The sequence below is a fragment of the Shewanella submarina genome, from assembly GCF_042646185.1.
In the GTDB taxonomy this organism is placed as follows: domain Bacteria; phylum Pseudomonadota; class Gammaproteobacteria; order Enterobacterales; family Shewanellaceae; genus Shewanella; species Shewanella corallii.
Genome location: NZ_JBHRTD010000011.1, coordinates 53,708 through 75,660, shown reverse-complemented (window position 1 = coordinate 75,660; position 21,953 = coordinate 53,708). Strand labels below are relative to the sequence as shown.

Genomic DNA, 21,953 nt, shown 5'->3' with positions numbered 1-21,953 from the left:
AGTCAGGATTTTGATAAAACGGGAGCCTCAGGTTCCCGTTTTTTGTTTATTGGTACCCTAATGTTTCTATGTGACTTTTCCCGTCTGGACTCAGCTCAGGCCTGGTACAGTATTAATGATGGTGTAATGGGCGGATTGTCCCGCTCAAGAATGTCGGCTTCTCCACTCGGGCATGCTGTGTTTTCCGGCCATGTCTCCCTGGCTAACGGCGGTGGCTTTGCCTCGGTGCGGAAAGATGAATTAAGCCTGGATCTCTCAGGAGCAGAAAGGTTACAGCTTTGGGTAAAAGGGGATGGTAAGCGCTACAAGCTGAATCTTAAGGATTCCATTGAGCCATTAAGCCCAGTATTTCAATACGAGTTTGATACCGACGATTCACTGAGTGAAGAGTGGCTGCAAGTCGTGCTGCCACTGGTTGACTACCAAGCCAAAAGCCGTGGTCAGAGACTCAATGGGGTTGCGCCGGACTTTAATGCGATTGTCAGTCTGGGGTTGGTAATAGGAGACAAGCAGGGTGGTGATTTCACCCTGCTGATTAAGTCTATCGAGGCTCTTTGAGCTGGGGCTAAGCTGGTGTGATAATGCCCAGTGGCGTGGCCGTTTCCCAGGCTCCCCTGGTGAAGTCGGGAATATCTACTGAGTTTGAGCGGTTAGCGAGTGACTGCTCACTCAGGATATTGATCACCGACCAGGCGGCACCGTCATATACATCCTGATCCAGCGGCTCAGCATTGCGCAGACAGTACACCATGCGCCACAGCATCAAAAAGTCCATACCACCATGGCCGCCGTTACGCTCAGCTTCTTTACCCATATGCTGCCACAAAGGGTGGTCATATTTGGCATACCAGCTATCCATCTCATAATCCCACTGGTGGAAGTTGCCACTGCCGCCATGTTCCAGCGCAATACGGTTCGGAAAACCGGCAAACACACCGTTGGTGCCCTGGATTAGATTATGGCGACTGTAAGGACGCGGGGTGGTGGTATCGTGCTGAACCATAATGGTTCTGCCCTTAACCGTCTTGATCAGCGTCGTGCTCATATCGCCATTGATATAGTTAAGCTGATTGCGCTCGTGGTCGGCAGGAAATTCTCGTCTGGCATAAAGTTGTCGGCCCAGTGCCGGTGAGCTCATTGAGGTCAGATAATCGAATCTGTCGCCACGGTTGATATTCATATACTGGGAAACAGGCCCCAGCCCATGGGTGGGATAGAGGTTACCGTTACGCCTGGTATGCCAGTAAGTTCGCCATGAACCTGTGCTTTGCTCTATCTCCTTCATCTGCCAGCGCAGTTCGTGGATATAGGCTGCTTCCCCGTGGAGTAACTCGCCAAACAGTCCCTGGCGTACCATATTAAGCACCATCAACTCATCCCGACCGTAGTTGACGTTCTCCATCATCATACAGTTCTTTTGGGTTCGTTCGGCTGTATCCACCAACTGCCAGCACTCTTCAACGGTCAGCGCCAGAGGGACCTCAACAAAGGCGTGCTTGCCACTTTCCATGGTGTCTATTGCCATGGGGGCGTGCCATTTCCACGGCGTGGAGATAACCACAATGTCTATGTCGTCCCGCTCAAGCATGCGCTGATAGTCATACTCATCTTTGCCATAAGCAGCTGGAGCAGGCAGGCCTTTGTCAGTCACCAGATTAACGGCTCTGTCGAGCACTTCCTGGTGGGTGTCACATATGGCTTTAATTTCCACACCATCAAGATGGCAGAAGTGCTTCACATGTCCATAGCCACGCTGACCAACACCGATAAAGGCCACTCTGACTGTTTCCATTGATGCCGCTATCAGGCCGATAACACTCTTACCTTTGGCCAGAGGCTGGCTGGCTGAGGTGGATTGGCAGCCAGCCATAGTACCGGCCACTGCGGTTGCCGTAACTGCTGTTGCAGCGCGCAAAAAATCCCTTCTGTTGAATTGGCTCATAGTCCTTCCTGTCTGGATTGTTGTTTTTAAGGTTCCAGTGCCTGGCATCTTATAACAAAACGCAAACAACACAGGTCAAACTTGCAGCGTTTGCTGCTGTTTTTTTCTGCGCTTAATTTCATTTGAGTGATCAGTGTCACGTTATTTTGAGGGCGAATAAGTACACTTGCCGCCAATTCCACCTGCAGAATGTAAAAAACTGCAACTTTCCCTTATTTAACGCTGGAGAACCCCTGACAATGACCGCTATGCTTAGTCCTGTGCCACATGAAATTCTTGATGCCGCTATCGAGTTTTTTAATAGTCGTGAGGCATCGGCAAAGATAAGACGTATTAATTGTCAGGGAGGTAAAAGACAGATGGAACCTCAACAGCTGGTTGGTGAATGGCTGGATAACCGTGATGGCGAAGGAGACAAGATCAATGTCTATCGCAGCGGTGGGGAGTGGGTATTGGAGTCCTGGTCAGAGGATGGCTGTCACAGTCGCGACAAAATGCTGGTGACTGAAACTGAACAGGGCCTCAAGTTGGAAGACAGAGGCGGTAACCTGTTTGGTGAATACTTCCTGTTGCAGGATGGCAAACTAAGCGTTTGTAATGCTCAGGGCTGTATGTTGCTTGAGACAGCCTGAATAGGGTTGGAGCCATAGGCCAGACAAGGCCTCTGCATGGCAGAGAGTCTGCGATGACGAATTAATGAAACGGCTGTAAGTGATGACTTACGGCCGTTTTCTTTTTGCAGCCTGACCAGGCTCATAGGAGAACCTGAAACGAGGCTTCAGAAAGGATGCTTGCTGGTGAAGCTTATCTGTTCCGCGGTTGACGGCTTTTTGAACGTTAGTGTCTGGGCGTGCAGGCATAAACGCGGGCGGGCATTGATAATACGGGCATCCCCGTAAAAATCATCACCCAGGATAATATGTCCCAGCGCCTTCATATGTACCCGAAGTTGGTGGGTACGCCCGGTGTGGGGCCTGAGCTCTACCAGAGTTGAGTTTTCCCGGCGCTCAAGGACCTTAAAGTCAGTAATGGCTGACTTGCCAGTTTCATCTATCTTCTGCAGGGGACGATTTTCTTTGTCCGGGGCAATCGCCAGATTGATTTGCCCGGCGTCCTGTTTCATCAGGCCATCAACTTCGGCGATATAGACTTTTTCAGTGCCTCTGTCCTGAAATTGGGTTTTCAGGTGGGACTCAGCCTTTTTATGCCGGGCAAACACCATAATGCCTGAAGTGGCACAGTCCAGGCGATGTACCAGAATGGTTTCCGGATATAGCTTTTGCAGCCGGGTCAGGGCGCAGTCATGGGTGACTTCAGCCATTCCGGGGTTGGAGAGCAATCCTGAAGGTTTGGCAATCACTATCATCTCATCGTCACGATAACGAATATCCAGCCAGGGCAGGGCGGGTGGATGATATTCAAAGATCTGCATTGTCTCTCCGGCTCTTTATGAAAATGATTGGTCAACCTGATGGCTGCGCGGGGATTTTAGGGATTTGCCATATCTGAGTAAAGCCTGTCGACTTAAGGTTGCCAGTGAGTAAGGGCCTAGCCCATGAGGTCTGTCAGCCAAAGTCGCCATTCAAGTCCCCACTGACTGGTCACCCCTCGGGTTTTAAACTTTACTTCGCCATCACGAACGATATAGATGGCAGGCAAACCTGAAGCGCCCCATTGATTGGAGGCAGCAGCATCATCCAGAATCACCGGGAAGTTGTAGTGATTCGCCTGCATATAATCCAGCACTTCGTGGCGGGTACCTGATGCCACCGCCACAGATATCACGTTATATTCCTGACTCAGGGCATCCACGGCCGGGGATGTTACTTTGCATGCCGGACACCAGGTTCCCCAGAAATAAACCAGAGTGGTTTCGTGGGGGTGCAGTGTCAGTGTGTCACCCTGCAATGATTCACCCGAGAGTGCAGGCGCGGCGCCACTGATCATATCTCGCTGCAGAAACAGGCTGACGCCATAGACGACAATTGTGATGATCAGCAGGTCACGCGTCAGCTTGAGCCAAAAAGCCCTTTGCCTGAAGCGGGTAAAAAAAGACTCGTGCATTGGAATTCCGGGTTATAGAAACTCTTCAGGTGTCTTGCGACTTAATATGCGGCTGTATGCCATCAACTGGGGATAAAGGGTCCTGAAGGCGATTTCAATATCGACATCCATCTGTTTCACCACCTTGTCAGCCCCAACAAACAACTCAGGTTTGGAGAAGCGGCGGCTGACACCCAATATCGCATCATTAAGACCGGCGCGGCTCTCATAGGCTTTCAACCAGTTTTGTTGACGCATCCGGGGCAGGATTTTACTCAGGGACTCGGGCAGGTCCAGGGCCTTATCCAGCTCGTCGTACGCGTAGCTTGAAAACTCTTCAAGCTTACTGTTGTGGTATTCATCCCAGTAGCGCGCCAGCATGTGATCGAAAGCCAGGTCCATCAGTATGGGGGCCACACGGGAGTATTTTTTGGGGAATGCTTTGACCAGATCACGGCTGAGCTCATGTTCATCAGTCAACTGGTCCAATTGTCTGTGCAGCCAGATTCCCTGCTGCAGCGGCTTGGCAAAGTTCTGAATATTACCCTTGGCAAAATCACCGGCCAGATTACCGGCCAAACTGGTCTGGCTGTTGTCGGCCAGATGGAGGTGCGCTAGAAAATTCATAATTTAGCGTTGGCGAAATTTGAAACAAAAGGTAACATGCAACCGCATACAGACAAAGAAATCACGTCAGTACTCCGGTAAACATCAGTCTAATCGCACGGAAAGCGACCGTTACGCCGGAAAAGTGAGCACATTTTACACCTCGGAGATCATGGATGATTGAACACTTCAAAAAGCGGTTGATTGGCCTGCTTAGGTTATTCAGGCGTGCGCCCAAGCGACAGATACACGTCGATATCCCCATTACCCGCCACAGGTACCGGCTGGAAGATCTGGACCGTCATACCTCTGTCGATAAGGATTCTTGATCTTAACGCGCAGTGACACTAGACTGGCCGCCGTCTTTAGCCAAGCCGAGTAGTATCTACATGCGCGTTTCAGATTTTACCTTTGAGCTCCCAGATGAGCTGATAGCCCGTTACCCGATGGCAGAGCGGACTGCATCCAGATTATTGACGCTGGATGGCAACAGTGGCGCTCTGGGGGATAAGCAGTTTACTGACCTGCTGGAGATGATTCAGCCGGGCGACCTCATGGTATTCAATAACACCCGGGTTATTCCTGCACGACTGTTTGGTCAAAAAGCCACTGGCGGTAAGTTGGAGATCCTGGTGGAGCGCATGTTGGATGACAAGCGTATTCTGGCCCATGTTCGCAGCTCCAAATCCCCGAAAGAGGGCGCCATGATCAATCTTGATGGTGGCCATGAAATGAAGATGCTGGCACGTCATGATGCCCTGTTTGAACTGGAACTCCAGTCTGAGCTAACCATCCTGGAAGTACTGGAAGCTGTCGGTCATATGCCACTGCCTCCTTACATTGACCGTCCGGATGAAGACGCAGACAAAGAACGCTACCAGACTGTATATAACCAGAACCCTGGTGCTGTAGCGGCACCAACTGCTGGCCTGCACTTTGACGATGGTATGCTGGAGACCTTGAAAGCCAAGGGCGTGAATATGGCTTTTGTCACCCTGCATGTTGGCGCAGGCACCTTCCAGCCAGTGCGTGTTGACAATATTCTGGAACACAAGATGCACTCTGAGTGGGCCAACGTGCCTGCCGATGTGGTTGAGTTGATTAAAGCGACCAAGGCTGCCGGTAACCGTGTGATTGCCGTGGGCACAACCTCGGTGCGCTCACTGGAAAGTGCAGCTAAAGCCAGCGAAGGCGAGCTGCAGCCATTCAGTGGTGATACTGATATCTTTATCTACCCTGGCTTTGAGTTCAAAGTGGTCGATGCCATGGTGACCAATTTTCACCTGCCCGAATCTACTCTGATTATGTTGGTGAGTGCTTTTGCCGGTTTTGATGAAGTGATTAATGCTTATCAGCATGCGGTTGCGCAAAAATACCGCTTCTTCAGCTATGGGGATGCGATGTTTGTGACTAAAAAGACCCAATAACAGCAGAATTTGATTTAAAATACCCATCCCTGACCGGATGGGTATTTTTCTTTATCAGCCCTTGAAGCTGAGTAATTTGACCCAATCTACTTTTCTGATATTCGTGTTTTTCTGCACTGTCAGACTGTTTCTCTGACGAGGTATACGATGAAATTTGAACTGGATAAAACCTGTGGACGCGCCCGTCGTGGCCGCCTGGTATTTGAGCGTGGCACGGTAGAAACCCCGGCATTTATGCCTGTGGGAACCTACGGTACGGTAAAAGGTATGACCCCTGAAGAGGTGCGTGCCACCGGTGCCGATATTCTGCTGGGTAACACTTTCCACCTTTGGCTGCGTCCTGGCGAAGAGATCATGCGCAAGCATGGCGACCTGCATGACTTTATGAACTGGCAGCGTCCTATCCTGACTGACTCCGGTGGTTTCCAGGTGTTCAGTTTGGGTGATATCCGCAAAATAACCGAAGAGGGCGTACATTTCCGTTCGCCTATCAATGGTGAAAAAATCTTTATGGACGCTGAGAAGTCCATGCAGATCCAGCATTCTCTGGGCTCTGATGTGGTGATGATTTTTGATGAATGTACGCCATATCCTGCGACCCATGATGAGGCTCGCAAGTCCATGCAGATGTCTCTGCGTTGGGCCAAGCGCTCCCGTGATGAGTTTGATCGCCTGGAAAACCCAAATGCACTGTTTGGTATTATCCAAGGCAGTGTGTATGAAGATCTGCGTGACGAGAGTCTGAAAGGTCTGCTGGAAATTGGTTTTGACGGCTATGCCGTTGGTGGTTTGGCAGTAGGTGAGCCAAAGGCAGATATGCACCGTGTGCTGGAGCATGTTTGCCCGAAAATCCCTGCTGACAAGCCGCGTTATTTGATGGGGGTAGGTAAGCCAGAGGATCTGGTTGAAGGCGTACGTCGTGGTGTTGACATGTTTGACTGTGTAATGCCAACCCGTAACGCCCGAAACGGTCACCTGTTTACCAGTGAAGGCGTTATCAAGATCCGCAATGCGCGTCATCGCGATGACACTTCACCATTGGACGCCAAGTGTGATTGCTACACCTGTAAGAACTATTCCCGTTCTTACCTGCATCACCTGGATCGTTGTAATGAAATTCTGGGCGCCCGCCTGAACACTATCCACAACCTGCGTTATTACCAGCGCTTGATGGAAGGTTTGCGCGGTGCGATCGAGACAGGTACATTAGATGCCTTCGTAGAAGACTTCTATACCAGTCAAGGCCGCGAAGTCCCTGAATTGGCTGATTAATTTTTTATCAATAAGAAGAGAAGACAATGTTTATTTCAAACGCTTACGCCAACACTGCCGGTGCTGCTCAGACTGGCGGTACCATGGAACTGATTTTCATGCTGGTCATCTTCGGCCTGATCTTTTACTTCATGATCTACCGTCCACAGGCCAAGCGCGTTAAAGAACACAAGAACCTGATGAGCTCTCTGGGCAAGGGCGACGAAGTCCTGACCAGCGGCGGTATCCTGGGCAAAATTGCCAAGATCAGTGATGACAACGACTATGTGCTGCTGAACCTGAACGACAGCACTCAAATCACCATCAAGAAGGACTATATTGCAGCGGTTCTGCCAAAAGGCTCAATCCAGTCGCTGTAAAGCCAAGAGGGCAAAGGTGTGTTAAATAAATACCCCATGTGGAAAAACCTGATGGTGATATTCATTATCGCCGTTGGTTTTTTCTATGCACTGCCGAACCTCTTCGGGGAGGATCACGCCGTGCAGGTAGTGGGCACCCGCGGAGTTGAGGTGACTGCTGCAACCCAGACCCAGATTGATGATCTGCTGACCAAAGATGGTATCGCAGTGAAGCGCTCGGATCTGGAAAATGGTCAATTGTTGGTTCGCGTGCAAAACGCTGATCAGCAGTTGGCTGCCAAAGAAGCGATTGCCAACGCCCTGGGTGACAAATATACCGTTGCCCTTAACCTTGCTCCGGCCACCCCAAGATGGCTGGAGAGTGTGGGTGGTAGCCCAATGAAGCTGGGTCTCGACCTGCGTGGTGGTGTGCACTTCCTGATGGAAGTGGACATGAATGAAGCCATTCGCAAAATGGAAGAGGCCAAGGTTGCTGATTTCCGTAACCAGATGCGTGAAGAGCGTATCCGTTACTCAGGCGTTAACCGCACAGCCAAAGGCATTGAGATTCGTTTCCGCGACGAAGCCAACCTGAACAAGGCTGAGAACTTCCTGAAAACCCGTAACGGTAATGAGATGGTATTCACTGATGTGACCGAAGGCGACAAGTACGCCCTGCTGTCCACCATGAGTGAAACCTACCTCAAGCAGGTGAAGGAAGAGGCACTGTCCCAGAACATCACCACTATCCGTAACCGTGTGAACGAGCTGGGTGTGGCTGAACCTGTGGTTCAGCGTCAGGGTGCAGAGCGTATCATCGTTGAACTGCCAGGCGTGCAGGACACTGCCCGCGCCAAGGAAATTCTGGGTGCTACGGCATCTATCGAATTCCACATGGTGGATCAGCGTGCCGATGTGCAGGACGCAGTTGCAGGCCGTGTACCGGCTGGCAGCGAACTGTACAAGCGCCGTAGTGGTGAGCCTGTTGTGTTGTACAAAGAAGTGATGCTGACCGGTGATCATATCACCAGCGCCCAGCCAGCTTTCGATGAGTACAGCCGTCCACAGGTTGCTATCGGTCTGGATGCCAAAGGCGGCACTATCTTCTCCAACGTGACCAAAGACAACATCGGCAAGCCAATGGCGACTTTGTTCATCGAGTATAAAGATACCGGTGAGAAGAACCCTGACGGCAGCATCAAGATGAAGAAGATCGAAGAAGTGATCTCGGTAGCGACCATTCAGGCGCGTCTGGGTCGTAACTTCGTGATTACCGGTCTGACTCACAGCGAATCTCAGAATCTGGCGCTGCTGTTGCGTGCCGGTGCTCTGATTGCGCCTGTATCTATCGTTGAAGAACGTACCATTGGTCCAAGCCTGGGTCAGCAGAACATCGAATCCGGTCTGCAGGCTATGATTTGGGGCATGGTTATCGTGCTGATCTTCATGGTGGTTTACTACCGTGCCTTCGGCCTGATTGCCAACCTGGCGCTGTGTGCCAACCTGATTATGATCGTGGGTATCATGTCCATGATCCCGGGTGCTGTTCTTACCCTGCCGGGTATTGCCGGTATGGTGTTGACGGTCGGTATGGCGGTAGATGGTAACGTGTTGATTTATGAACGTATCCGTGAAGAGCTTCGTGCCGGTCGCAGCGTACAGCAGGCGATCAGTGAAGGTTACGGTAACGCATTCTCAACCATTACCGACGCCAACATCACTACCTTTATGACAGCCTTGATCCTGTTCGCTGTGGGTACCGGTGCCATTAAAGGCTTTGCGGTTACCCTGATGATAGGTATCGCCACCTCCATGTTTACTGCCATTGTTGGTACTCGCGCTATCGTGAATGCCATCTGGGGTGGTAAGCGTGTGAAGAAACTGTCGATTTAAGGGAGACGACTGTCATGATGCAATTAACCGCATTTAAAAATACCATCGACTTCCTGAAGCACGCCAAGGTCATTGCTGCCCTGTCTGTGCTGCTGACAGTGGCGTCTGTTGTGTGTCTGGCTACCAAGGGTATCAACTGGGGTCTGGACTTTACCGGCGGTACCGTAGTTGAGCTTGAGTTTTCCAAGCCCGCCGATCTGCCCGCTCTGCGTGCCAACCTGACAGCGGATGCTGTTAAAGGTGCCGTGGTACAGAACTTTGGCTCTACCCGTGACGTACTGGTACGTCTGCAGGCCAAAGCTGATATCAAGAGTGATGTACAGGTCGCTGAAGTGATGGCTGCTGCTCAGAAGATGGATTCAAGCGTGATTCAAAAGCGTGTTGAATTCGTTGGTCCTCAGGTAGGTAAAGAGTTGGCAGAGCAGGGTGGTCTGGCGGTACTGGTCGCACTGATCTGTATTCTGATCTATGTGTCATTCCGCTTTGAATGGCGACTGGCTGCAGGCGCTGTGGCGTCTCTGGCTCACGACGTTATCCTGACTCTGGGTCTGTTCTCATTGTTGCAGCTGGAGTTCGACCTGACTGTTCTGGCTGGTGTGCTGACGGTAGTGGGTTACTCTCTGAACGATACCATCGTGGTATATGACCGGGTGCGTGAAAACTTCCTGAAGATGCGTAAAGCAACTGCCTATGAAGTGATCAACGCGGCCATTACCCAGACCATGAGCCGTACCATTATCACCACAGGTACCACGCTGATTACAGTAGTGGCTCTGTTCCTGAAGGGCGGCACCATGATCCACGGCTTCGCGACAGCTTTGCTGATGGGTATCCTGTTCGGTACTTACTCTTCTATTTATGTGGCAAGTTACATGGCTTACAAGTTGGGTGTAAACCGTGAGCACATGATGCCAGTGGAAGTAGAAAAAGAAGGTGCAGATCAGCCAAACATTATGCCTTGAGCTGAAAAACACTGACTAGAAAACGCCTGCATTCGCAGGCGTTTTTTTATCTTTTTGTGAAACGGCTGAAATCCCCATAAACAGTGGGTGTTCGGGGACTTTGGTTTTTTGAGCATAGGTTAATCAATGGATTGCTACTTGACACAGCAACAGCTTTGGGGATGATGAGCACTGCGGTAAAAGTGAGCAGGATAGCCATGGAAGAACGTAAATGTTTAGTGGCCGGGGGGAACTTGCTTCAAGCCCATACCTGGAAGGGGCTTTTGGAGGCCTGTGGTATCCCGGTTGAACTCAGAGGTGAAGCTCTGATGGGGGGCATTGGTGAGCTGCCGGTAGATATGCAAACGGTTGAGCTCTGGGTCCCTGAGTCCAGTATTGAAGCTGCGAAACAGCAGCTTTGTCAGTTACAGGCCGAACAGCCCAAGTGGCAATGTGTCCAGTGCCAGGAGTGGAACGAGGCCAGTTTTGAGCTGTGCTGGAACTGTAGCGCTGAGTGTTGTGAACGTCACAACGACTAGTTCAGTTGCCTTTGAGTAGACCTTCAAAACCTTAATGCTGTCAACGCGATAGCCATTATCTTTTTGGTGTTGGCTTATTGCCCGCGCCACATTCCACGCATTACACTGTAGTTCCGGTCACCAGTGAGGAATGAGCTGTGCAGCATAACCCCGGATTTGAAGCCCTGGTCAATACCATTCGACCCGGCATAGTTGAAATCACCATTGAAGATTACCAGGCTGATGATGCCTGGCAGCTGGTTGATGTCCGCGAAGACAGAGAATGGCTCAAAGACCATCTGCCCCGCGCCGTCCACCTCGGACGGGGTATTCTCGAACGGGATATTGAAACCCGTTTCCCCGATAAAACCACTCCCTTGCTGCTGTACTGTGGTGGCGGATACCGCAGTGCTCTGGCGGCTCACAACCTGCAGTTAATGGGCTACACCAAGGTGGCCTCGCTGGTGGGAGGATATAAGGCCTGGGTGCAGCGTTTACTGCCTCTGGTTAAAGACTGACAAGGACGATTTGAATGCAGTACTTTCCCCTGTTTGTTGATACGCAAAAGCTGAAGGTGCTGATTGTCGGCGGTGGGGAAGTAGCCGCCCGCAAACTTGATCTGCTGGCCCGCACCAACGCAGAGATTAACCTGATTGCTCCAGAGGTTATTGAGGAGATATTGCTCAGAGCCGAAAAGGAAGAAGTCAGGGTTCAAACCCGTGCGGCACTGCCTGAGGATATGCCGGGATGGGATCTGGTTTACCTGGCTACTGACAGCGAATCATTGAACCTCAGCCTGGCAGCGGCAGCTAAAGAAGCCGGTGCCCTGGTGAATGTGGTAGATACTCCCCGGGCCTGTGATTTTATTACTCCCTCCATCGTTGACCGGGGGCGCATGGTGGTTGCCATCAGCACTGCTGGCGCAGCTCCGGTATTCGCTCGCCAAATCAGGGCTAAACTTGAAGCTATGTTGCCCCAGTCGCTGAGCCCCTTACTCAATTTTGTGGCCTCGCGTCGTGATGATGTGCAGCAAAGACTACCCTCAGGTAAAGCGCGTCGTATCTTCTGGGAACGCTTTTTTCAGTTTAACGGTGACCGCTTCGACAGTCAGACAGAGCTTTGCTATGACCTGTCATTCAACAACGTGGCTACTCAAGGGGAGCTATTGCTGCTGGAAACCGACATTAATCCTGAGCTTCTGCCTTTGGCCGTGGTGCCTCTGTTGCAGCGACTGGATGCCGTCTATGCTGAATGTGAGATACCTGAAGCCCTGAATGAACTGCTCAGGCGTGACGCCAGTCGCGGCACATTGCCTAAACTCAGTGAGCTTAGCCAGCAGTTGCAACGGGGAGAGAGGCTGCTGGTTTATGCAGACAAGGCCTGTATTGATTCCCTCAGGGCACATTTTCCTGAAGCCAGGTTTTTGCAGCCTGGGGCGCTCTAACGCGTCAGGATTGACATGCAGTGCAGGCCTGATACCCTGCGCCCACACTATTATTCCGGAGCCTGTTAATGGCACTTAAAGCCACTGTATTTAAAGCTAATTTGCAAATCGCTGACATGGACAGACACTATTACCATGATCACGGTTTGACCTTGGCGCAACATCCTTCAGAAACCGACGAACGCATGATGGTACGCCTGCTGGCATATGCCCTGAATGCTGAAGAGGGATTGGAGTTCAGTAAGGGACTGTGCGTTGATGATGAGCCCGAGCTTTGGCTTAAGGAGCTGTCCGGTGAAATTCGTCTTTGGGTCGAGTTTGGCGAGGCTGACGAGAAGTGGCTGCGCAAGGCTGCCGGGCGCGCGAAGCAGGTAAAACTGTATGCCTATGGTGGCCGCAGTGTGCCTGTTTGGTGGCAGAAAAACGAGTCAGCCTTCAGGCGTTATCAGAATCTGGAAGTGTGGAACTTCCCAGCCGATCAGGTTAAAGCATTGGGCGGTTTGGTCAGTCGTACCATGCAGCTGAACTTCTCGGTAAGCGATGGTGAGATTTATGTCTCCAACGGCGTGGATACTGTGCTGGTCACCCCGGAAAGGCTTCAATAGTTTATACAAAAAGCCCGGCTACATAGCCGGGCTTTGCTTTATCTGCTCAATTACTGCTGGGGCTTGTGAGCCATTAAGCCCTGATAACCAAGACCGTTAAAGGTATTGGTATAACCTTCGGCGATAAGGGCTTTCTGGGCCTGACCACTGCGGTTGCCACTGCGGCAATAGAGCATCACATCTGTATCTTTACCGATATTTCTGGCGGCAAACTCTTCTACGACCTGAGGCAGTGGAATGTTGATTGCACCTGGCAGGTGACCCTGAGCAAATTCTGCGGGGGTTCTTACATCGACTATCAAAGCGCCGTCGGCAATATGATTCCATGCCTGCTGATAAACCTTGTCATTTGCCTGGACTACACCGCTGAGCAGGGCGAAAAGAAACAGTACAGGCGCCAGAATCCGCGTGCAGAGTGTCTTGGGTGAAAACATGTCAATTCCTTCTGATAGAAAGTTCAATTTTGGATTCTACGCCTAATTTAATTATCAGCATAGTTATCTGCTTGAATCAGTTAAAAGCAAATTAAAACAGACGGTTATATTTGTGTGGTTCACTTAGTGGCTATTTATCTCTTTAGGGTATAGCCAGGCATAATACAGAAGTGGAATCACCACCAGAGTTAATGCCGTTGATACCAGAATACCGAAGATCAGGCTGATGGCCAGACCGTTGAATATAGGGTCATCCAGAATAAACAGGGCTCCGGTCATGGCGGCCACCGCCGTCAGCATAATCGGCTTGGCCCTCACTGCCGAGGCAGATACGACTGCCTCGGCCAAAGCGATTCCACGCGCCTGTTGCAGCTTGATAAAGTCCACCAACAGAATGGAGTTACGCACGATAATCCCGGCCAAAGCTATCATGCCTATCATAGAGGTCGCGGTGAATTGAGCGCCCAGCAGGGCATGGCCCGGCATCACCCCGATAATGGTCAGGGGAATAGGGGCCATTATTATCAGTGGCAGCAGATAGGAGCGGAAGTGTGCCACGACCAAAAGGTAGATGGCGATCATGCCAACCGCGTAGGCTATACCCATATCCCTGAAGGTTTCATAGGTGATCTTCCACTCTCCATCCCAGAGTACCGCTATTTGGTCCAGACCTGATGGCTGCTGGATATAGTGCTGTGACATGGTCGGGAACTTGTGTTCAAGTCCGCTGATAATATCGAACATACCATACAGGGGACTGTCCAACGGCCCCGCCATATCGGCTGTCACCATGATCATGGGGACCATATTTCTGTGGACGATTTCCTGCTCGATGAAGCCTTTGTCGATATGGACCAGCTCCGCAATAGGCACAGGCCCTTTGGTGCCTGTCAACGTCATATTAAGCAGGGCATCCAGATCCATCTTACTGCCCTCCTGCAGCTCCAACCTGATGGGAACCGGGGTTTTCTGGCCATCCAGATGCAAAGTCCCCGCGTCTTTTCCGCCCACAGAAGTCGCAACAGCATCAACCACGCTGGCATAGGATACTCCCAGTAGGGCGGCACGCTGACGGTCAATGCGAACCTGCCATTTGTACTGTCTGGCCGGGACCATAATGTCTATGTCCACAACATCCTTTGTTGCTCTGAATTGAGCCTCTACTTCCTGTGCCGCCTGCTTACGGATAGCCGGACTCGGACCATAGACCTCAGCCACTATGGGGGACCAAACCGGTGGACCCGGCGGCACCTCCACGACTTTGACCGCCGCATTGTGTTGTTTCGCTATCTGGCTTAGCTGAGGTCGCACCGCCAGAGCGATCTCATGACTTGCTCTGTCTCGGTCGTGTTTGTCATGCAGGTTCACCTGAATATCGCCCAGCTCAGGGCTTTGCCGCAGAAAGTAATGGCGCACCAGGCCATTAAAGTTCATAGGCGCTGCCGTGCCAGCGTACTGTTGCAGATCTTTTACCTCTTCCACTGTCAGCAGATAGTCAGCCATCTCCCTGAGTACCCGCTGGGTATCTTCAAGTGGAGTCCCCTCTGGCATATCGACTATGACCTGGAACTCAGACTTGTTGTCGAATGGCAGCATCTTGAGTACCACATGTTTCGTCAGAGGAAGGGCAAGCGCCAGCGCGATCAGGCTTATTACACTCAACCCCAGCAATGCGCGGGCTTTACGGCCATCTCTTCCTTTCAGGAATGGGCTCATCAGCTTGCGAAATAGCCTCTGGAGGCGAGGGGCAGTGCCATCTACATCATGAGGCGGGTTCTGGTGCCGCTTAAGCAGCTTCTCCGCCAGCCAGGGAGTAATGGCGAAGGCTATTACTAAAGAGAACAACATGCCCATACTGGCGTTAATGGGGATAGGACTCATATAGGGGCCCATCAATCCAGATACAAACGCCATGGGCAGCAGGGCGGCAATCACGGTAAATGTCGCCAGAATGGTTGGGCCTCCCACCTCATCCACTGCGCCTGGGATCAGCTCGCGCAGCGGTTTATCTGTCATCGACATATGACGATGAATATTTTCAACCACCACAATGGCATCATCTACCAGAATTCCGATGGAAAAGATCAATGCGAACAGCGACACCCGGTTAAGGGTGAACCCCCAGGCCCAACTGGCAAACAGGGTTATTGCCAAAGTGATGATAATGGCGATGCCGACGACCACAGATTCTCTCAGCCCCATGGTCAGAACCACCAACAGCACTACCGCAGCCGTGGCGAATATCAATTTGAAAATGAGAGTATTGGATTTGTCAGCCGCGGTTTGACCATAGTCACGGGTAATTTCCACCTTGATATTATCCGGCAGCAGGATATTGTTAACCGCGTTTAATCGCTCGCGCACGGCCTGCGCAATATCTACGGCATTTTGTCCTGCCTGCTTGCCAATGGCTATGGTCACTGCCGGAAAGGTGCCGTGTTGGCCTGTGTAATACACGTTATTGTCAGGAATATCTGCCGCCAGCGTGATATCGGCAATATCACCAAGATAAACCGGCTGCTCACGGCCGGATGGATCCGGCAGCACAGCGACCAAAAGCTGCTCTACATCTGCCTGGCTATGAAGGAACTGCCCTGCCTGCACCTGAATAACCTGATTATCCTGAACCAGAGAAGCAGGCATGGAGATCAGGTTATTGTTTTTCAGGCTCTGGCCTATTTGGTCAAATGACAGGCCATAGCCCATCAGTTTGGCCGGATCTATTCGAACATTGAGTACCAGTTGATGTTGACCCAGGGTATAAACCTCCCGGGTGCCGGGGATGCGTTTGAGCTCGGTTTCCAGATTCTGTGCGACCCGGGTGAGTGCCGACGCTGTGACGTTGGGATCCTCGCTCCACAGGGTGAGATTAACAATGGGCACATCATCAATTCCTCTGGGTTTAATCAATGGTTCTCCAACCCCAGCCGCCGCAGGCAGTTTATCCATATTGGAGTAAAGCTGGTTATAAAGGCGGACTATGGCTTCTGATCTGGGCACGCCAACGTCGAATGCCACAATAAACATGGCACCATCCGCCCGGGAGAAGGAATACAGGGTATCAATATCCCGGATCTGGGAGATTACCTGCTCGGCGGGCAGAGTGACCAGTTGCTCTACCTCCCTTGGCGTTGCGCCGGGAAAAGGGACAAACACATCGGCAAAGGTCACGTCGATTTGAGGTTCTTCCTCTTTCGGAGTGACCAGAATGGCAAACAAGCCCAGCAGGAGACCCAGGATGGCCAGCAGTGGCGTAATGGCATTGTCTAAGAACAGCGCCGCAACGCGCCCTGAAATGCCAGAATGAACTGTCTGTTTGTCCATTATGGTGCCCTCTGCTTAAGCAGTGCGTCATAGGCATTGAGGGCTATCACATCCCCCTTCCTCAGCCCGGCAAGAATCACCACCTGATCAGCCTGACTCTCTCCCACACGGACCTGAGTCAACAGGAACCTGTCTCCCTGTTTCAAATACACAGCGCTGAGTTCGTTCTGGGTATACAGGGCACTTTGTGGAACGAGTACCATAGGCCGTTTATCAATAACAAAGCTGGCTTTAGCCATGGTTCCCGGGGCCATATCCGGAGTTTGTTCAGGGAAGGGCACCCTTACTTCAAAATTGTGGCCGACAGCGGAAGCGAAATTAAAGATCTGAAACTTGTCCAGTTGAAAACGGCGACCATCGTCAAGTGCAATATTGATTTGTGAGTTGTTCTTCAGTGCTGGCAGGTACTGCTGGGGCACCATTAACACTGCACGCATCTGATCCAGTGAATAGCCCGATAATAAAGCTTGTCCGGGAGCAACAGCCTCGCCGATTTCAACGTGGCGCTGGGTCACAATACCGGAAAACGGCGCGTATATCTGGGTGTAGGCTACAGACTCCCGGGCTTTTTCAACCCCGGCTTTGGCAGCTTCCACTGCCCCTTGAGCACTTTTGGCCTGTGCTGTGACTCTGTCCATCTCCCCCCTGGACACCGCTCCCTGTGGAAACAGATCGCTGAAGCGTTTTAGCTGCGCCTGAGCATCTGCATTAAGGGCATTGGCCCGGGCGAACTCAGCTTCAGCAGCAGCCAGTGATGCTCCCTGCTCAATTGAGGTGATCTCCAGCAGGCTGGCGTTGGCCGGGACTTTATCGTTGACGTCGTAATTGATATTGAGAACACGGCCTGAGGTTTGCGCAGACACAGTTGCCGCCTTTACCGGCTCTATGGTGGCATCCAGTGTCAGATATCGGTTCTGTGGAGTTTGAGTGATTGTCAGGGTATCAACAGCTTCAGCAGCTAGGCTGTTGCCCGACAAAACCAAGCCAAGTGCTATGGCACTGAAAGTCCGTTTTCTTCTGATCATGGCGAATCTCTGAGTAGGGTAAAAATCAATCCATGAGAAAATTCTAATGAAACTGGGCGTAAAGAACAATATATTCATTAAAAAAATCTAATGAATAATCTTATTCACTGATAAAGATAGTATTAATATGGCGGGGACGCCGGGTAGATATAGAAAGGCCGGAACGACTTCCGGCCTTTGGATTCATTTCGATTCAGTCTGTCAGGTAATAGGTGAGGGTCGAGACCACTCTGACTTTTTTGATGTAAGGTGTGTTGCTGTCTCTGTCTGTGATGATGAATTGACCCTGACTGGCGGTTTTGATTTTACCCAGCTTTGAGTCTGAATCCCGGGCAAACTTTTCAGCGACCTCTCTGGCATTACGGGTCGCCAGTTGGATCATTTCAGGTTTGATTTCGTTGAGGCCTGTAAACAGATACTCCACCCGGCTTTGATAATCATCCGTAGAGATGGTGATGCCTTTCTCCAGCAACTGGGTCAGCTTGCCTCTGCTGAGACGCACCTGCTCAACATTGTTGGTATAAACCGATACTGTGGATTTGGCGAAATAGCGGTATCTGACATTGGGGTCCACATAGCCGCGGGCCTGTCTGTCCTCGATATTGGGCAGCGACACTGTGATCTCATCATCTTTAAAGCCAAGGGCTTTCAGAAAACTGACCACAATCTGGGTTTTGGCTTCAACGTTGCGATACAGACTGCCAAGGTCATTATCGACTTCAGTAAACTGTATCGGCCAGATAGCAATATTGGCATTGACCTCTTGCTCTGCCAGGCCTTTGACATTGACCGTGCGGTCCATCGATTTCACCTGCAGCAGAGTATCGCTTGCCAGCCAGGCTGCACCCAGTAACCCGGTCGCCAGCAATACCCCGAGGATGAGTGCGGAAAAAGGGGATGAAGATCTCATCATTGCTCCTTACGAAGATACTTTGGCTTCACTCTACTCCCGCTAACTCTTTGGGACAAGAAAACAAAACGCCCCGCAAAGGCGGGGCGTTGAATGCTGAATCAGCTTAACTTAAAGCTCCAGGCTTAGAAGCTGTAGCTGTACTGCAAAGAGATGTAGTTTGCGCCAGTGTTGGTAACTGCGTTCAGCTGACCAAACAAAGACTGCTCGCTCAAATGAGTTTCTTCACCCATTACATGAGCAAAACCAAAGTCGACAGAGGACTTGGGAGTCAGGTGATATGTCGCACCCACAGATACCCACTGACGGTCAGAGTCAGGAATAGAGATAGACTGGATATCATCCACTACGCCCTGGTCATAAGCGTAACCGGCGCGCAGGGTCCATTGATCATTCAGGGTGTAGGTACCACCGACACTGAAGAACCAGGAGTCTTTCCACTGATAAACTTTCAGTGGCTCATCAGGGCCGTGCAGGTCCACAGAATCGAAGTTACTCCACTGGGTCCACTGTGCTGTGTATGACAGGGCAAACTGTTCGGTCAACTGGTGGAAACCGGCAAACTGAGCGATATCTGCCATAGGCACAGTCAGCTCTTCGTGGTCCGCCAGAGGTTGAGTTGGGTTAGCCAGTTTCTTCAGAGTGCCTTCCACTTTCATATCCGGGCTGAAGCGGTAGCTCAGACCGAAGCGGTTATTGGCATCCAGCTCATAGGTCACACCTACGATACCGCCGAAACCGATACCATCAGCTTCAACATCGACCACATTCTGACCGCCACGGGTCAACACGCCTTCACCGTGGATAATGTCCAGACCGGCACCTACACTCCACTGCTCATTGATACGGGCAGAGACACTGGCGTTGAAGTTGATTGTAGTCACTTCAGTGTTACCAATCAGGTCAATTGGGGCCAGTGCTTTGCCAGCAGTCAAATCAGTTGTATCTGTACCTGTACCATAGTTGGAGAATACGCCCAGACCGAAGGCGAAGGTATCGTTGATTGGCTGGATATAGAAGGCGTTTGGAATAATTTTGCCTTCAGCAGCGTTATCCAGACCACCGTATTCAACAGCGATTGGTTGGCCAGTCAATGGGTTCTTGGTATGCAAAGAAGCATCTTTGATCTCGGCAGTAACATCGGCATAGGTGATACCCAGAGACAGAGCTTTCTCATCGAACAAAGCCATGGCGGCAGGGTTACGGGCCAGTACTGAGGCGTTGTCAGCGATAACGGCGTCACCGGCAAAGGCGCGGCCGATACCTGTGGCAGACTGGCTGTTCAGCTGGAAACCGGCAGCCATTGCTTGAGAGCTCGCAGCTGTAATTGCTACGGCCAGAATTGTCTTGTTGAAGTACTTCATTATTATCTTCTCTTCATATTGGAAGCCGGTCTTTGCCCACTCCCCTTAATATTGCCGCGTATGGTATGGATGCGGGGGGATTCCAACAACTCCGACCAGAGCCGAAAAAATGTTAACTGATGGTTAACTTGGTGGCTTATGCTGGGCTTGGTTCTGATGTTGGATATAGCTGTTGAGGTCTGACCTCAGAGATGCCAATGATTAGAGGGGAAGGGCTGGTTGATGCATTGGTTGCGTGATTGTGATTTTGGTCGTTGCGTTTTGATACAAAAAATGGCGTACAGGTGTACGCCATTTGCCAAAAACCTTGATTTTAAAGTAATTACTCTATAATTTTTGAATAGTTAGTCGTCTTTAATCTTTGATTTGTTCAACGAATCGGTCAAAGCCTGAAGTGACAGCAGCATTGGGTTTGCTTAACAGACTGATCCCCCAGCCTGCCAGTGTGGCAAACAGGAATCCGGGTACCATTTCATACATGTCGAAGATGCCGCCACTGAGCTGTTTCCAGACAACTACAGTGACAGCTCCCACAAGAATGGTTGCTATGGCACCATTGCGACTGAAGCCTCGCCAGAACAGAGACAAGAGTACTACCGGGCCAAATGCGGCGCCGAATCCTGCCCAGGCATAGCTGACCAGCTCCAGCACACTGCTTTTGGGATCCAAAGCCAGCACGCCGGCGATAACTGCAATGGCCAGCACGCCGATTCTTCCAACCCACAAAAGTTCGGCATTATGAGCCTGGGGACGAACCCATCTGCGGTAGAAATCTTCAGTGATCACACTGGAGCAAACCAGTAGCTGAGAGTCGATGGTGCTCATGATAGCCGACATAATAGCTGCGATAAGTAAGCCGGCCACCCAGGGGTTAAAAGCGACCTGAACCAACTGAATAAAGACTGTTTCTGAGTTTTGCAGCGGTGTTTGGTAGAAGTAAAGGTGGCCAGCAAACCCTACACCCAGCGCGCCAATCAAGGCGATCAGCATCCAGCCCATGGCAATATTACGGGACGTGGGAATGGCAGCATCGGACTCAATAGCCATAAAGCGGGACAGTATATGGGGCTGACCAAAGTAGCCCAGTCCCCAGGCCATTAATGACACAAAGCCCATAAGGGTCATGGACTCAGGCATCAGGTGCAACATCTCAGGCGTAATACTGTCTATTGCTCCCTGAGACTGAGGTTCAGAGAAAATAGTCACAGGGACAATGATAAGTGCAATCAGCATCAGGATCCCCTGGAAGAAGTCAGTCCAGCTCACTGCAAAGAAACCACCAATAAAGGTGTAAGACACAATAATGGCCGAACCTATCAGCAGCGCGGTTACATAATCCAGGCCGAATACCTTTTCGAACAATATGGCGCCGCCCACCATGCCGGAAGCAGAGTAAAAGGTGAAAAACAGCAGAATAGTGGCGGCTGAGACCAGCTTGAGAATCCCTTGCTTATCGTCCAGTCTGTGTTCAAAGAACTCAGGCAGGGTCAGGGCGTTGTCAGCCATCTCGGTAAAAATACGCAGGCGACGGGCAACAAACAGCCAGTTAAGCAAAGCACCGATAAGCAGGCCTACGCCAATCCATATCTCTCCCAAACCGCCCAGATAAACCGCACCGGGTAAGCCCAGCAGTACCCAACCGGACATATCTGACGCGCCGACGCTCAACGCCGTGACTGCCGGCCCCATCTTGCGGCCGCCCAAAATATAGTCGTCTACTGAATCCGTGGCTTTGTAGGCCCAAAAGCCGATTGCCAACATTAGTACCAGATAACCGGCAAAGGTTATCAGGATGGGAGTTTCAACTGTCATGATGACCCCATAAGAATTTTTGTTCTGGTGAGAAATAGGTGTTCCCGACACACTT

Annotated in this window: 22 protein-coding genes; 12 read left to right on the top strand and 10 right to left on the bottom strand. The window is 51.2% G+C overall.

Translation table 11 applies throughout. From position 1 onward, the window contains the following. Window positions 1-60 precede the first annotated feature (60 nt). Entirely contained in the window at window positions 61-558 is a 498-nt protein-coding gene (locus ACFOE0_RS08945; protein ID WP_248937830.1) for a CIA30 family protein, read from the top strand. 7 nt (window positions 559-565) lie between these two features. On the opposite strand, the gene ACFOE0_RS08940 is transcribed toward ACFOE0_RS08945, so the two are convergent. After that, window positions 566-1,942, bottom strand: a complete 1,377-nt coding sequence (locus ACFOE0_RS08940) for a Gfo/Idh/MocA family protein (protein WP_248937829.1) — start codon at window positions 1,940-1,942, stop codon at window positions 566-568. Between the two features lie 239 nt (window positions 1,943-2,181). Between ACFOE0_RS08940 and ACFOE0_RS08935 the strand changes: the two genes are divergently transcribed. After that, window positions 2,182-2,574 carry a hypothetical protein gene (locus tag ACFOE0_RS08935; protein ID WP_115134825.1) on the top strand — a complete coding sequence of 131 codons (393 nt, stop codon included), beginning with the start codon at window positions 2,182-2,184 and terminating at the stop codon, window positions 2,572-2,574. A 146-nt stretch (window positions 2,575-2,720) separates the two neighbouring features. On the opposite strand, the gene ACFOE0_RS08930 is transcribed toward ACFOE0_RS08935, so the two are convergent. The 3 genes from ACFOE0_RS08930 to ACFOE0_RS08920 all read right to left on the bottom strand — a co-directional run bounded on the left by ACFOE0_RS08930 (window position 2,721) and on the right by ACFOE0_RS08920 (window position 4,612). Then, entirely contained in the window at window positions 2,721-3,374 is a 654-nt protein-coding gene (locus ACFOE0_RS08930; protein ID WP_248937828.1) for an RluA family pseudouridine synthase, read from the bottom strand. Between the two features lie 116 nt (window positions 3,375-3,490). Further along, window positions 3,491-4,006, bottom strand: coding sequence for a protein disulfide oxidoreductase (locus ACFOE0_RS08925; RefSeq protein ID WP_248937827.1), 516 nt, complete (start codon window positions 4,004-4,006; stop codon window positions 3,491-3,493). A 12-nt stretch (window positions 4,007-4,018) separates the two neighbouring features. Continuing rightward, window positions 4,019-4,612: an acyl carrier protein phosphodiesterase gene (locus ACFOE0_RS08920; RefSeq protein ID WP_248937826.1), complete on the bottom strand. Its 594-nt coding sequence runs from the start codon at window positions 4,610-4,612 to the stop codon at window positions 4,019-4,021. Window positions 4,613-4,767: 155 nt separating this feature from the next. Here ACFOE0_RS08920 and ACFOE0_RS08915 point away from each other — a divergent pair, with 155 nt between their 5' ends. From ACFOE0_RS08915 to ACFOE0_RS08870, 10 genes are all read left to right on the top strand, one after another. Next, window positions 4,768-4,920 carry a hypothetical protein gene (locus tag ACFOE0_RS08915; RefSeq protein WP_248937824.1) on the top strand — a complete coding sequence of 51 codons (153 nt, stop codon included), beginning with the start codon at window positions 4,768-4,770 and terminating at the stop codon, window positions 4,918-4,920. A gap of 60 nt (window positions 4,921-4,980) precedes the next feature. Further along, window positions 4,981-6,018, top strand: a complete 1,038-nt coding sequence (queA, locus tag ACFOE0_RS08910; protein ID WP_248937823.1) for a tRNA preQ1(34) S-adenosylmethionine ribosyltransferase-isomerase QueA — start codon at window positions 4,981-4,983, stop codon at window positions 6,016-6,018. Between the two features lie 147 nt (window positions 6,019-6,165). After that, window positions 6,166-7,290, top strand: a complete 1,125-nt coding sequence (gene tgt / locus ACFOE0_RS08905) for a tRNA guanosine(34) transglycosylase Tgt (protein WP_248937821.1) — start codon at window positions 6,166-6,168, stop codon at window positions 7,288-7,290. 26 nt (window positions 7,291-7,316) lie between these two features. Beyond that, window positions 7,317-7,649, top strand: a complete 333-nt coding sequence (gene yajC / locus ACFOE0_RS08900) for a preprotein translocase subunit YajC (RefSeq protein WP_115134819.1) — start codon at window positions 7,317-7,319, stop codon at window positions 7,647-7,649. 18 nt (window positions 7,650-7,667) lie between these two features. Further along, window positions 7,668-9,521 (top strand): protein translocase subunit SecD, encoded by a 1,854-nt coding sequence (secD, locus tag ACFOE0_RS08895; RefSeq protein WP_248937820.1) that lies wholly within the window; start codon window positions 7,668-7,670, stop codon window positions 9,519-9,521. 14 nt (window positions 9,522-9,535) lie between these two features. Next, entirely contained in the window at window positions 9,536-10,483 is a 948-nt protein-coding gene (secF, locus tag ACFOE0_RS08890; protein ID WP_248937819.1) for a protein translocase subunit SecF, read from the top strand. Window positions 10,484-10,680: 197 nt separating this feature from the next. Next, window positions 10,681-11,001: a putative signal transducing protein gene (locus tag ACFOE0_RS08885; RefSeq protein WP_248937818.1), complete on the top strand. Its 321-nt coding sequence runs from the start codon at window positions 10,681-10,683 to the stop codon at window positions 10,999-11,001. A gap of 137 nt (window positions 11,002-11,138) precedes the next feature. After that, a complete protein-coding gene (locus tag ACFOE0_RS08880) occupies window positions 11,139-11,498 on the top strand; it encodes a rhodanese-like domain-containing protein (protein ID WP_248937817.1) in 360 nt (119 codons plus the stop codon). A 14-nt stretch (window positions 11,499-11,512) separates the two neighbouring features. Further along, the gene (locus ACFOE0_RS08875) at window positions 11,513-12,424 is read left to right on the top strand and encodes a precorrin-2 dehydrogenase/sirohydrochlorin ferrochelatase family protein (RefSeq protein WP_248937816.1); all 912 of its coding nucleotides are present in this window, start codon (window positions 11,513-11,515) and stop codon (window positions 12,422-12,424) included. 68 nt (window positions 12,425-12,492) lie between these two features. After that, on the top strand, window positions 12,493-13,029 hold the full coding sequence (locus tag ACFOE0_RS08870) for a YaeQ family protein (RefSeq protein WP_248937815.1): 537 nt from the start codon (window positions 12,493-12,495) through the stop codon (window positions 13,027-13,029). A 50-nt stretch (window positions 13,030-13,079) separates the two neighbouring features. On the opposite strand, the gene ACFOE0_RS08865 is transcribed toward ACFOE0_RS08870, so the two are convergent. The 6 genes from ACFOE0_RS08865 to putP form a co-directional block, all read right to left on the bottom strand. Further along, window positions 13,080-13,463 (bottom strand): rhodanese-like domain-containing protein, encoded by a 384-nt coding sequence (locus ACFOE0_RS08865; RefSeq protein ID WP_248937813.1) that lies wholly within the window; start codon window positions 13,461-13,463, stop codon window positions 13,080-13,082. 123 nt (window positions 13,464-13,586) lie between these two features. Continuing rightward, the gene (locus ACFOE0_RS08860) at window positions 13,587-16,787 is read right to left on the bottom strand and encodes an efflux RND transporter permease subunit (RefSeq protein ID WP_248937812.1); all 3,201 of its coding nucleotides are present in this window, start codon (window positions 16,785-16,787) and stop codon (window positions 13,587-13,589) included. Then, window positions 16,787-17,812, bottom strand: a complete 1,026-nt coding sequence (locus ACFOE0_RS08855; RefSeq protein WP_248937811.1) for an efflux RND transporter periplasmic adaptor subunit — start codon at window positions 17,810-17,812, stop codon at window positions 16,787-16,789. The genes ACFOE0_RS08860 and ACFOE0_RS08855 overlap by 1 nt, the downstream gene beginning before the upstream one ends. Before the next feature lie 193 nt (window positions 17,813-18,005). Next, window positions 18,006-18,722: an SIMPL domain-containing protein gene (locus ACFOE0_RS08850; protein ID WP_248937810.1), complete on the bottom strand. Its 717-nt coding sequence runs from the start codon at window positions 18,720-18,722 to the stop codon at window positions 18,006-18,008. A gap of 125 nt (window positions 18,723-18,847) precedes the next feature. Beyond that, window positions 18,848-20,086 (bottom strand): OmpP1/FadL family transporter, encoded by a 1,239-nt coding sequence (locus ACFOE0_RS08845; RefSeq protein ID WP_248937809.1) that lies wholly within the window; start codon window positions 20,084-20,086, stop codon window positions 18,848-18,850. Between the two features lie 354 nt (window positions 20,087-20,440). Next, complete coding sequence (gene putP, locus ACFOE0_RS08840; protein WP_248937808.1) at window positions 20,441-21,898, bottom strand: sodium/proline symporter PutP; 1,458 nt, start codon at window positions 21,896-21,898, stop codon at window positions 20,441-20,443. Between the last annotated feature and the right edge of the window lie 55 nt (window positions 21,899-21,953).